General features: G+C 68.0%; 10 protein-coding genes. 2 read left to right on the forward strand and 8 right to left on the reverse strand.

The features are described from left to right. From G6039_RS28865 to G6039_RS28875, 3 genes are all read right to left on the reverse strand, one after another. A partial coding sequence (locus G6039_RS28865) for an LLM class flavin-dependent oxidoreductase (protein WP_164528173.1) occupies nucleotides 1–427 on the reverse strand: 427 nt, incomplete at its 3' end. A 93-nt stretch (nucleotides 428–520) separates the two neighbouring features. Continuing rightward, a complete protein-coding gene (locus tag G6039_RS28870; protein ID WP_043801258.1) occupies nucleotides 521–2,131 on the reverse strand; it encodes a flavin-containing monooxygenase in 1,611 nt (536 codons plus the stop codon). A gap of 77 nt (nucleotides 2,132–2,208) precedes the next feature. After that, nucleotides 2,209–3,156: an alpha/beta hydrolase gene (locus G6039_RS28875; RefSeq protein ID WP_029546533.1), complete on the reverse strand. Its 948-nt coding sequence runs from the start codon at nucleotides 3,154–3,156 to the stop codon at nucleotides 2,209–2,211. A 223-nt stretch (nucleotides 3,157–3,379) separates the two neighbouring features. Here G6039_RS28875 and G6039_RS28880 point away from each other — a divergent pair, with 223 nt between their 5' ends. Further along, complete coding sequence (locus tag G6039_RS28880; protein ID WP_029546534.1) at nucleotides 3,380–4,300, forward strand: SMP-30/gluconolactonase/LRE family protein; 921 nt, start codon at nucleotides 3,380–3,382, stop codon at nucleotides 4,298–4,300. A gap of 70 nt (nucleotides 4,301–4,370) precedes the next feature. Here G6039_RS28880 and G6039_RS28885 read toward each other — a convergent pair whose 3' ends face one another. The 4 genes from G6039_RS28885 to G6039_RS28900 all read right to left on the reverse strand — a co-directional run bounded on the left by G6039_RS28885 (nucleotide 4,371) and on the right by G6039_RS28900 (nucleotide 8,845). Beyond that, nucleotides 4,371–4,808, reverse strand: coding sequence for a nuclear transport factor 2 family protein (locus tag G6039_RS28885; protein ID WP_043801211.1), 438 nt, complete (start codon nucleotides 4,806–4,808; stop codon nucleotides 4,371–4,373). Between the two features lie 26 nt (nucleotides 4,809–4,834). Continuing rightward, on the reverse strand, nucleotides 4,835–6,289 hold the full coding sequence (locus G6039_RS28890) for an aldehyde dehydrogenase (RefSeq protein WP_029546536.1): 1,455 nt from the start codon (nucleotides 6,287–6,289) through the stop codon (nucleotides 4,835–4,837). Nucleotides 6,290–6,352: 63 nt separating this feature from the next. Further along, complete coding sequence (locus G6039_RS28895; RefSeq protein WP_043801208.1) at nucleotides 6,353–7,543, reverse strand: NAD(P)/FAD-dependent oxidoreductase; 1,191 nt, start codon at nucleotides 7,541–7,543, stop codon at nucleotides 6,353–6,355. A gap of 57 nt (nucleotides 7,544–7,600) precedes the next feature. Continuing rightward, nucleotides 7,601–8,845 (reverse strand): cytochrome P450, encoded by a 1,245-nt coding sequence (locus G6039_RS28900; protein WP_006934071.1) that lies wholly within the window; start codon nucleotides 8,843–8,845, stop codon nucleotides 7,601–7,603. A gap of 151 nt (nucleotides 8,846–8,996) precedes the next feature. On the opposite strand from G6039_RS28900, the gene G6039_RS28905 reads away from it, so the two are divergent. Beyond that, nucleotides 8,997–9,194, forward strand: a complete 198-nt coding sequence (locus tag G6039_RS28905) for a ferredoxin (protein ID WP_003938422.1) — start codon at nucleotides 8,997–8,999, stop codon at nucleotides 9,192–9,194. An 87-nt stretch (nucleotides 9,195–9,281) separates the two neighbouring features. Here the strand turns inward: G6039_RS28905 and G6039_RS28910 are convergent, their stop codons facing one another. Next, a complete protein-coding gene (locus tag G6039_RS28910) occupies nucleotides 9,282–10,019 on the reverse strand; it encodes a FadR/GntR family transcriptional regulator (RefSeq protein ID WP_029546537.1) in 738 nt (245 codons plus the stop codon). Between the last annotated feature and the right edge of the window lie 168 nt (nucleotides 10,020–10,187).

A 10,187-nucleotide genomic window follows, 5' to 3' on the forward strand; every position in this document is an offset into this window, starting at 1 on the left:
GCTCGCGCATCAACGCCACCGACTCCCGCAACCGCGCGAACCGCTCCTTGAACTCCGGCCACACCCCCGCATACCCGGTGGCGATCTCGTTGAGCGCCTCCCCGGTGCCGACCCCGAGCATCACCCGCCCCGGATACAGGCACCCCATCGTCGCGAACGCCTGCGCGATCACCGCCGGGTTGTACCGGAACGTCGGGGTCAGCACCGAGGTCCCCAACTGCAACCGCGAGGTACGCTCACCCACCGCGGTCATCCACGCCAACGAGAACGGCGCATGCCCCCCGTTGTGCCGCCACGGCTGGAAATGATCCGACACCGTCGCCGAATCCATCCCGTGTTCCTCCGCCAGCACCGCCAGCTCCACCAGCTCCCGCGGCCCGAACTGCTCCGCCGACGCCTTGTACCCCAACTTCAGACCCTGCGACACCACGAACTCCTCGTCGTCGGAACCTCGGAAACGACGGCAGGACGCGCCGCGGCACGCAGCCGCGAGTGCGCGTCCTGCCGTTGCCGTTTCCCGTTACTTGATGGCGAAACCGCGATAGCCTTCGGCCGCGACGGCGTCGCAGATCTCGCGGTAGGTGTTGAGCCCACCGACGTAGGACATGATCACCCGCGGCTTGCCCGGCACGTTGGCGCCCGTGTACCACGAGTTGCCCTCGGGGTAGAGCGTGCCCTTCGCCAGTTCGTTGTTGAGCTCGGTCCAATCGTGCGTATACGGCTCGAGCGCCTCGAACCGGCGGGCGCCGCGCTGCTCGAGACGTTCGATGCAGTCGGCGGTCCACTCCACGTGCTGCTCGATCGCGCACACCACGTTGGTGAGCACGTTCGGGCTTCCGGGACCGGTGAGCATGAACATGTTCGGGAACCCGTCGACCGCGATCCCGAGGTACGTGACGGGTCCGTCCTGCCACTTCTCCCGCAGCGTCTCGCCGCCGACACCGGAGATGTCCATCTTCAGCAGCGGACCGGTGATCGCGTCGAACCCCGTGGCGAGGATCACCGCGTCGAGTTCGTGCTCCGTTCCCCCGGCCCGGATGCCCTTGTCCGTGAACTCCTCGAGCGGCGCTTCGCGGAGGGAGACGAGCTCGACGTTCTCCCGATTGAAGGTCTGGAAGTAGTTGGTGTCGAGCGTGATCCGCTTGGCACCGAGCGGATAGGTCCGCGGTGACAGGTGTTCGGCGAGCTCGGGGTCCTGCACCACCGCGCGGATCTTGCTGCGGAAGAACTCGGCGATGGTCTCGTTGGCCTCCCGGTTGGTGAACAGGTCGGGGTAGGCGGCGATGAGGTCGATCGCCCGGTGCCGGTTCCACCGCTCCTCGTAGACCGCCCACCGCTCCTCGGGGGAGTGGTCGAGCGCGCCGACCTCGAGGGTGTCGGTGTACTGGCCCGACGGTGTGGTCTTCGAGGTCGCCTTGAAAGTCTCGATGTTCTCCTTGAACTCCCGCTTCTCGTCCTCGGTGAGGGGGCGGTTGCCGCAGTCGAGGCTGAACGCCGGAGTCCGCTGGAACACGGTCAGTTTCTCGGCCTGCTCGGCGACGAGCGGGATCACCTGGACGCCGGACGAACCGGTGCCGATCACCCCGACCCGCTTGCCGGTGAAGTCGACGCCCTCGCGTGGCCAGTCGGCCGTGTGGTACGTCGCACCGCGGAAGTTGTTCAGGCCCGGGAAGTCCGGCGTCTGCGACGTGGACAGACAGCCGACCGCGGTCACGAAGTACTTGGCGACGGCGACGTCACCGGAGTCGGTGGTGATCGTCCATCGGTCGGTGTGGTCGTCGAACCGGGCCGAGTCGACCCGGGTCCGGAACCGGAAGTGCTTCTTCACATCGAGCCTGTCGGCGGCGAAGTTCAGGTAGCGCAGGATCTCCGGCTGGGCGGGATAGCGCTCGGTCCACTCCCACTCCTCGATCAGCTCGGGCGAGAAGGTGTAGGCGTATTCCATGCTGATGCAGTCGCATCGAGCGCCGGGATAGCGGTTCCAGAACCAGGTGCCGCCCACACCGTCGGCGGCCTCGAAGGCGCGGACCGTCAGCCCCATCTCCCGCAGCCGGTGCACCATGTAGATGCCGGAGAAGCCGGCACCGACCACGATCGCGTCGAACTCCTCGGCGGTGTTCTCGGTACCCATGCCGTTCTCCGTCCGATCGGTACCCATGCCGTTCTCCGTCCGATCGGTGCTCATGCCGATCTCCGTCCGATCGGGGCTCATCGGGCGATGTCCGCGCCGGCGAGCACGTCCTCGACCGCCTCGACGACGTAGTCCATGCCGTCCTTCGCGCCCGGCAGGATGTTCACGAACTGGAAGAATCCGTGCATCTGCCCGGTGAACACCTTCTCGCGCAGTGGCACTCCGGCCGAGCGGAGCGCCTGCGCGTACTTGCGGCCCTCGTCGTGCAGGACGTCGTGCTCGGCGATCAGCACCGCGGCCGGGGCGACACCATCGAACGATTTCGCGTTGATCGGGGCGACCTCCCAGCGGGTGCGGTCCTTCGCCTCGGGCACGTACAGGTCCCAGAACCACACCATTGCGTCCCGGGTGAGCATGAGCTCGTTCGCGGGGTCGAGGTAACTGGGTGTGTCGAAGTCGCAGTCGATGACGGGGTAGGCGAGGAACTGCAGGGCGAGTTCGGGACCGTTCTCCCGGGCGGCGCGCTGCGCGACCACCGCGGCGAGGTTGCCGCCGGCACTGTCACCGCCCACGATCAGCGGGGCGTCCGCGGCCGCGTAGGTGGCGCGGTTCGCCGCGAGCCACTGCACCGCGGTCCACGCGTCGTCGGCGGCGGACGGGAACACGTGCTCGGGAGCGAGCCGGTAGTCGACGAGGGCGACGACGCAGCCGGTGCGCTCGGCGAGCTGACGGCCGAGCGTGTCGTACCCGTCGAGGCTTCCGACCACCCAGCCCCCACCGTGCAGGTAGGCGATGACGCCGCGGGCGTTGTCGGTCGGCACCAGGAGCCGGATCGGCAGCTGGTGACCGTCCGGCGTCGGCACGGTGCGGTTTTCCACCCGGGTCATCTCCGGGCCGTCGCCGTAGAGCGGCGTGAAGCCTTCGCTCATCGCGCGGGCCTCCTGCGGGGCCATCTCGTGCAGGGGCGGACCGCCTGCCTTCGCCATCTCGGCAAGAAACGCGGTGGTGGCCGGGTCGAGGGCCATGGCATCTCCTTCGTGTGCGGCATGGGTTTCGACAGACGTCGACGACTCCCGATCGGGTGCGCAGAGTCGGCGCCCAGCGAGTGATGCACATCACCATAACCATACGCATGATTATTTGCAATACCGGCGCGCTAGGGCCTTTATCTATGCGCATGATTGGTCTAGCTTGGAAGCGAGAGTTCCGGGGGCATCTCCCCGCATCTACTACGGAAGGCCACCGACCATGACTGCCGGAAACCAGGACACCGCGCTGCAGAGCCCCATCGACACCGTCGTCTCCGACCGTGCCTTCCTCGAGTGCCCCCGCTGGCACGACGGACGGGTGTGGGTCTCGGATCTCTATCGGCACGAGGTGATCTCGATCGGCGCCGACGGTGCGGTGACCGTCGAGGCCACCCTCCCCGGCGACGAGCCGTCCGGCCTCGGCTGGCTGCCCGACGGCCGCCTGCTGATCACCGCGATGGAGTCCGGGCGGATCATGCGCCGCGAGCACGACGGCGAGATCGTCGTCCACGCCGACCTCTCGTCGGTCGCCACCGGCAAACTCAACGACATGGTGGTCGCCGAGGACGGCACCGCGTACGTGGGCAGTTTCGGCTTCGAGTTCAAGCGCGACACCCCGATCGCGCCGGCCAACCTGATCCGTGTCGCGCCCGACGGGTCCTTCACCGTCGAGGCCTCGGATCTCCGCTTCCCCAACGGCATGGTGATCACCCCCACCGGCACGCTGATCGTCGCGGAAAGCATGGGCAACAAGCTGACTGCGTTCGACATCGGTTCCGACGGCCGGCTCGGCGGGCAGCGCACCTGGGCCGCGTTCGGTCCGGACCTGCCCACCGACTCCGTCAAGGCCGCGATGAGCGCCGCGGCGGTCGCGCCGGACGGCATCTGCCTCGACAGCGACGGTGCGGTGTGGGTCGCCGACGCCCTCAACCGGCGGGTCATCCGCGTCGAGGAGGGTGGCGCGATCACCGGCGAGGTCGTGTTCCCGACCGGGGTGTTCGCGTGCATGCTCGGCGGCCCGGAGGGCAACACCCTCTACGCCTGCGCCGCGCCGAACTCCTCGGAGGCCGCCCGTCGTCACACGCGCGACGCGAGCCTGCTCGCCACCCGCGTCGGCGCCACCCACGGCGGTCGCCCGTAGGACGGCCCCCAGGACATGGGAAAGGGCGGCGATTCGTCGAATCGCCGCCCTTCCCTGTTGTTCGGCTCGATCAGTACGGCGCGTACGCCGCCGCGGAGGCCGGCTGGTCCAGCACGCGGTCCACGGTGATGCGCTTGCGTTCGATGAGCAGTGTCCCTTCACGCTCGGCGAACGTGTCGGCGTAGCGCCCGTACAGCCGCTGCGTGCCCTCGGGGCCGGCCACCGTGGCCTCGAAGTACGCGTCGACCCGCACCCGGCCGTCGCCCTCGTCGGACACGCGGACGTTGGTGATCGCGTGGCGGGAGAACTCCGCGCCGGACTCGGCGAAGGCACGGTAGACGCCGAGGAACTCCTCCGGGCCCGCATCCTCCTTGCCGTTCTGGGTGATCGAGACGTCCTCGGTGATCAGCGCGCGCAGGGCGTCGAGGTCGCCCTCGTCCACGGCGGTCGCGTACGCGTACATCACGTCCTCCGCGCGGCGTGCGAGATCGGGAGAAACCGCAGTCATATCGGGTCCTTCGCTTTCGTCGTGGGTCAGGGAAGCTGGATCAGCTTGGTTTCGAAGAACGCGTCGAAGCCCTCGATGCCGCCCTCGCGGCCGAGACCGGACTGCTTGTAGCCGCCGAAGGGCTGCACGACGCACATCGCGTAGCCGTTGACGGAGATCTGGCCGGTGCGCACCCGTCGCGCGATGCTCTGGGCCAGCTCTTCGTCCCTCGCGTAGACGGAGCCGGAGAGGCCGTAGTCCGAGTCGTTGGCGATGGCGACGGCCTCGTCGATCGAATCGAACGGAATGACCACCAGCACAGGCCCGAAGATCTCCTCCTGCGCGATGCGCATGTCGTTGGAGACGTCCGCGAACAGGGTCGGTTCGACGTACCACCCGCGGTCGAGGTGGGCGGGCTTGCCGCCACCGGTCACCAGACGGGCACCCTCCTTCTTGCCGATCTCGATGTAGTCGAGCACCCGCGTCTGCTGACGCTCGGCGGCCAGGGGGCCGAGGACAGTGTCCTCGTCACGGGGATCACCGACCTTCACGCTCTCCATCACCGCCTTGATCGCCTCGACGACCTCCTCCTGGCGCTCGCGCGGGACGATGATGCGGGTGAGGGCGGCGCAGACCTGCCCCGAGTGACCGATGCCGCCGAACACCATGCCGGGCAGGAAGGTGTCCAGGTCGATGTCGTCGGCGATGATCGCGGCAGACTTGCCGCCCAGCTCGAGGGTGACCCGCTTGATCCGCTCGGCGGCCCGGCTCATGACGACGCGGCCGGCCGCCGTGCTGCCGGTGAAGCTGATCTTGTCGACGTCCGGGTGGCTGACGAGGTAGTCACCCACCTCCCGTCCTGCCGGCACGACGCTGATGACGCCTTCGGGCAGACCGGCGGCGTCGAGCGCCTCGGCCAGCATCATCATCGTGACGGGGCCCTCCGGGGCCGGTTTGAGCACCACCGTGCAGCCCGCGGCGAGTGCGGGCGAGATCTTCAGCGAGCCGGTCGCAACCGGACCGTTCCACGGGACCACGACCGCGACGACACCGATGGGCTCACGCACGATCTTGCCGTGCCCGCCCTTCCAGGTGCGCTCCTCCTCGAACGCGAAGCGCTCGTGGAACGTGGCCGCGTCGTCCCACATGTCGACGGCGTTCTGGTGGAACAGAGTGGAAACCGCTGCGGGGGCGCCCAGTTCGAGGGTGAAGGCCTCGGCCATCTCGGGGATGCGCTTCTTCACCTCGTTCCCGACGCGCACGAGGATCTCCGCCCGCTCGGCGGGCGTCATCCGCGGCCAGGGACCTTCGTCGAACGCCTTGCGCGCCGCCGCGACGGCGCGGTCCATGTCCGCCTCGCGCGCCTCGGGCACGGTCGCGATGACCTCGCCGTTGATCGGGGAGATCACCTCGATCACCGCGTCGCTGGACGGCTCGACCCACGATCCGCCGATGAACAGCTTGTCGTAGCTCTTCAGCTGGATGGGAGTGGCTGTGGTCATGCTGTGTTCCTCCACTCGACCGCGGACTCTCGCCACGGCGACTCGCTGGATGGGATGGGAGTACTACTTCGCTGCCGGGGCCGGCGCCTGCAGGGGCGCCGACAGATCCCGGATCTCGTCCGGATCCACGACGACACGGCGGTCGATCGCCATGCGGGCCTGCACCATGTGCCGGGGGGAATCGACGCTCAGGTGCGCGGTGAGCTGCCCGGCGGCATCGAACCAGGCCGCACCCCACTTGCCGTCCGCACCCTCGCGGAACACCATATCGTCGGATTCGCTTCTGTGTCCGACGAATTGGATTTTGTGTCCGAACTGGTCGCTCCAGAAGTACGGGACCGGGTCGAAGACGGGCGGCGACTGCGGTCGCAGGAGCGCGCCGGCGACCGTCGCCGGCCCGGTGCGCGCCTCGTCCCAGTGTTCACCCCCGAGTCGCGTCCCGAACCGGGGCGACCAGCGCATCGCGACGTCTCCGACGGCGAACACCGCCGGGTCGGCGGTTCGCAGCGACTCGTCGACGACGACCCCGCGATCGATCTCGAGTCCCGATCCGGTCAGCCAGCCCACGTCGGGCCGCACTCCGATACCGGTGACGACGACGTCCGCCGGCAGTGCGGTGCCGTCGTCCAGTGTCAGCCCGTCTGTCGTGACCTCGCCGACGCCGGTGCCGCAGCGCAGATCGACTCCGTCCCACCACGATCGCAGCCGTTCGGCGACCTGCGCGCCCAGCGGACCCGCGAGCGGCCGGGACCCGGCTTCCACGCAGGTGACCGAGCAGCCGAGAGACAGTGCGGTCGTGGCGATCTCGGCGTTGATCCAGCCGGCACCGACGAGAACGACGCGGGCTCCCGGGCGCAGCTCGGCACGGAGATGCTCGGCGTCCGCGGCGGTGCGGAGCACGAGTTGCCGGCCCGCCCCGGGCAGCGCGACCGGGGCCGCCCCGGTCGCGACGACCAGCGCGTCGTAGGAATGCTCGCCGGCATCGGTGTGCACCGTCCGGGCTGCAGTGTCGAGCGCCCGGGCCCGGACACCGAGGCGCAGTTCGACGCCGAGCGCCGCGTAGTCGACGTCGAACGTGGTGTCCTGCGCCTCGAGGAGTGCGGACTTGCTCAGCGGCGGGCGGTCGTACGGCGGGGTGGGCTCGGAACAGATCAGCTCGAGCTCGCCGTCGAAACCTTCGGCGCGCAACGCCTCACACGTGCGGAGCCCGGCGAGGCCGCCGCCGACGACGACGATTCTTCGGCCGTTGAACACGGCGTTCCCCTGTCCTGTCGATGAATCGGATGGTGCGGTGGGTGCGCTCGGTACAACTCAGTACAAGGTGTAGTCCGACAGCACGCGCGGGCCCGGCGTGTAGGTGGCCGGGATCCGCTGCCAGCCCATGTTGGTGCCCTGATGCGGGTATCGCTCGAGCGCGGAGAAGTCCACCTCGTAGTCGGGCATCCGCTCGAGAATCTGGGTGATGAGCGTCTTGGACATGTAGCGGCCGAGATGCGATCCGGCGCAACGGTGTACGCCGATTCCGAATGCGGTGTGCCGGTTCGGCCACCGTTCGATGTCGATCTCGTCCGGGTTGTCGAAGAGCTTCTCGTCGCGATTGGCCGACGACCAGGACAGCAGCACCCGATCGCCCTTCTTCATGGGGCAGCCCTGGAACTCGGTGTCCTTGGTGACGGTCCGGGCGAGCGCCTGAGTGGGCGAGAAGTACCGCAGGAACTCCTCGACGGCGTGGTCCATCAGGCTCGGATCGTCGATGAGCCGCTGCCGCACGGCCGGGTGCTCGGCGAGCCACACCAGCGCCTGGCTCACCAGGGACGCGGTGGTACCGACACCGCCGGCGAGCAGCAGATCGACGATCGAGTACATCTCGAAGTCGTTGAGCGGACGACCGTCGACCTCCTGCTGCACGAGGTAGCTGATGATGTCGTCGGTGGGGTTCTCGCGACGGGCCCGGATGGTCTCGCGCATGCGGTCGCCCAGGTACGGGAAGTCGACCTCCATCGCGTGGCGGTAGTCGTCACTTCCCGGAATGCCGGCGAGCGCCTGGTGGTGCGCGTGGGAATAGCGCTTCCAGTCGGCGAGGTCGAGACCGAGCCAGTCCACCGTCACGATGGAGGGAACCGAGATGACCGAGGTGAGGTCACACTGCCCGTCCTCGATCACGCTGTCGATGAACCCGGCGGTGTGGCGGTCGACGAGCGCCTTCATCCGCTCGACGGCCGCGGGCGCGGTGATCGGGTTGACGATCTTGCGGTACTTGCGGAACTCCGGGGGATCGAGCTCGATGGGGATGTGGAAGTGCATCGGCGTCTTCGGGATGACGACCGAAAGGCCCTCTCCCCCATATTCGTTGCGCGCGGACGAGAACGTCTCGTCGTCACGGGCGGCCTCGAAGACCGAGTCGTAGTCGCTGAGCACCCAGTACCCGCCGTGCGCCTCCGTCCAGGCGACTCGCTCGTTCTGGCGGACCTTGCGGTACGAGGCGACCGGATCGGCAGAGTGCTCCTGCGAATTGTGGTCGAAGTTGATGACGGGGCAACGATTGCGGCTGTCCATCGCGTGGACCCTCCTGCGTCGGATCGGGCATCTCCTGCTAATGGTTATAACAGATGATATAGTAGTGTAGATCACACCGCCAGCCCGGCTATCAAATCAAATGTTCAACGAGCTGGCATCCTCGATATCCGGATGACGGAAGGAGCGACCGATGAAGGTTGTTGTCGACGAGAACCACTGCCAGGGCCACGGGCTGTGCTTCATGACCTCCCCGCAGGTCTTCGCGCTGCGCGAGGAGGACGGCCACGCGTACGTCCTGCCCGGGGGCGACGACCCGGCCAACGAGCACGCCGCACGCGAGGCCGCCGCGTCCTGCCCCGAGCGTGCGATCTCCGTCGTCACCGAGTGACGACGCCTTCCGAGCGGCCGGCACACGACGGAGGAAGGGGCCCCGGGTTCGACCCGGGGCCCCTTCCTCCGTGTGCGGCCGTGCGCCTCAGCCCAGGGCGCGGTCCCACTGGATGACCTGTTCGAGCAGGTCGGGGTACTTGCGCTGCGCGTACCTCCGGTAGGCGTTGATGTGGTCGCGCATGCGTTCCTCGGATCCGATCGGGTCCCCCTGCGAGAGCGACTCGTAGATCTGGGTGTGTGCGACGATGATCGCCTCGCGCCGGTGCGGTGGGTAGTCGATCCCGATCGCAGTGCCGTCCATGATTCCGAGCAGCGAATCGACCATGTACCCGAACAGCGGATTACCCGAGGACCAGGCGATCAGATCGTGGAAGTTCTTGTTCGCCTCGAGGAACTCGTGCTGATCGCCGAGCGAGCCGTGCATCCGGTCGATGGTCTCCTTGAGCTCGACCAGTGTCTCCCCGCTGATGCGCTGGGCAGCCAGGCGGCTGATCATCGGCTCGAGGGCGGTGCGCGCCTCGATGATGACACTGAACGGCGCGTCCTTGAGCTGCATGAGAAGGATGAGCGAACTCGCGAGGTGGGACGCATCGGGATCCAGTATCACCGGCCCGCCCCGGGGGCCGGGCTTGAGGGCGATCACCCCCTGAAACTCCAACAGCCGCAGGGCTTCCCGCAGCGTGCCGCGGCCGATCTCGTACTTCTCGAGCATGACCCGCTCCGACGGCAGCAGATCGCCCGCCGCCAGGTTCTGCCTGGTCGCGTCCCTGATGATGTGCTGCGCCACCACCATGGCAGCTTTCGGCGCCCGTCCTGTGATCATCGCGCCTTCTCCTCCCGAGAGCACCTGCCGGTTCGGGAACTCTGTCCGGATCGGACACTCCCCCACTTCCCGACGGGCCAAAATAATGCTAACGATTATAACGTACAGTTCGTGTCTTGGCTCCTTACCGGCGAAGAGACACTCCCGCCGGCCCCGCCCCTCCCACAC

The organism is Rhodococcus aetherivorans (assembly GCF_011058165.1).
GTDB lineage: Bacteria > Actinomycetota > Actinomycetes > Mycobacteriales > Mycobacteriaceae > Rhodococcus > Rhodococcus aetherivorans.